This window comes from Legionella sp. km772 (assembly GCF_003989735.1).
In the GTDB taxonomy this organism is placed as follows: Bacteria; Pseudomonadota; Gammaproteobacteria; order Legionellales; family Legionellaceae; genus Legionella.
The window spans coordinates 1-1,440 of record NZ_RZGQ01000341.1 but is presented as its reverse complement, the minus strand read 5'-3'; the positions used below and the strand labels follow the sequence as shown (position 1 = coordinate 1,440).

The window sequence follows — 1,440 nt, the reverse complement described above, 5'->3', positions numbered from 1 at the left end:
CTCTCCTGGCCTATGGACTTGTGGATAAGCCATTCTGAGAGTAAGGTGAATGAACTAACAAACCGGGAATAGCTCTTATTTTTCCTGAATTTTGTTCCAGATCCCCGGACCTAGCTAACTTTAAAAATAAAATGTAATCAAGTACTTGCCTTGAAATTTCGTTACGCTTTTGATTTATATTTTTCCCACCTAAAAAATTCAGGGCTTTAGAGAATATAACAGCCAATTCATTTCCATTTAAATTTTGTGATTTTATAAAAGTCAAAAAGAATTGTACCTTATCGGCACATTTTGTCATCTTGCGGTCTAAATTAATTATCTCTTCACCAGATATAGTTTTATTGCCACTCAAGATCATTTCAGCAGACCTCAAAACATCATTTTCCTGTACAATAGATTGTTTTGTTTTCTCGGCGATTGGCATAGTGATTAACTTTGCGTGAACACTCGTATCAGTAGTTAATTCAGTTTTATGATATATATTGTCTATTAAATCAGAACGTTGCTGTAATAATTTTTTTACTTTATCATCCTCATTAGCAGCTGAAATTAAACTTTCGCACCAGATCAATTGATCGAGATAGACTAAAGCGCCCACCAAGGATGCACAGTTATGCTTCCCTGAATCCACTGAGGCTTTTTCTTTATCATAGAGGTAATAATAACAATCACTTAGGCACCTTATAATCTTCTTTTTAATCTCAAAGTTTGGAGAATTATTCAAGAGGTTTTTAAAAGACTGCACCTTTTCGTGGACATCGCTAAGGACTGAGATTTTGTTTATTTTTTTTAGCAATATTTCTTCTTCATAATTGAATAACGTTGCTGAGGCACTTGAGGGTAAAGGGTTTCTTTGGTCAGCGGTTGATGATGTATATTGATTATCGAAAGCCAAAACTTCACGAGTTTTGTTTAATAAATCAGAGCGTCGCTCTTCTAGTTTCGTAAGGTCGCCCGCGGATAAAAAAATTATTCGATCTAAATAAAAGAGCGCTTTCGTTAGATATTCTCTTTCTGACGGTGTATGGCTGAGGCTTGCAGAATATTGAATTAATAAATTATAGTGCTTTGCTTTGTCTAAAGAGATAAGTGTAAAGCGCTCTTCTGTCCCATAGCCTAAAGCTTCACGATAGTTTTCAATAACGCCATTTCGTAGGATGCCTGCGAGATCTTGCACCCAGTAACTAAGATTCCCCTTTGATATTTTCACATACATCCTAGATTCATCAAGTACTTCGGGGACGGTTTCATCTTCTGCTAATAATTCTAGACTGTAATGCTGAGTACTCCAAACGTACAAGGTTTTATAATAGGAGCATAATGATATAGGCGCGGATTTTTAGACGAAAAAAAGGTATTTTTAAGAGCTATTCTTCTAATATAAGAGGGGAATAGAATGACCAAAAAGCGAAATTATTACACTGCATCAAAAAAATCAAA

General features: G+C 35.1%; 1 protein-coding gene. It reads right to left on the bottom strand.

The annotated features are described in order from the left end of the window. Positions 1-10: 10 nt before the first annotated feature. Positions 11-1,210 carry a hypothetical protein gene (locus ELY15_RS15760; RefSeq protein WP_127101703.1) on the bottom strand — a complete coding sequence of 400 codons (1,200 nt, stop codon included), beginning with the start codon at positions 1,208-1,210 and terminating at the stop codon, positions 11-13. Positions 1,211-1,440 lie beyond the last annotated feature (230 nt).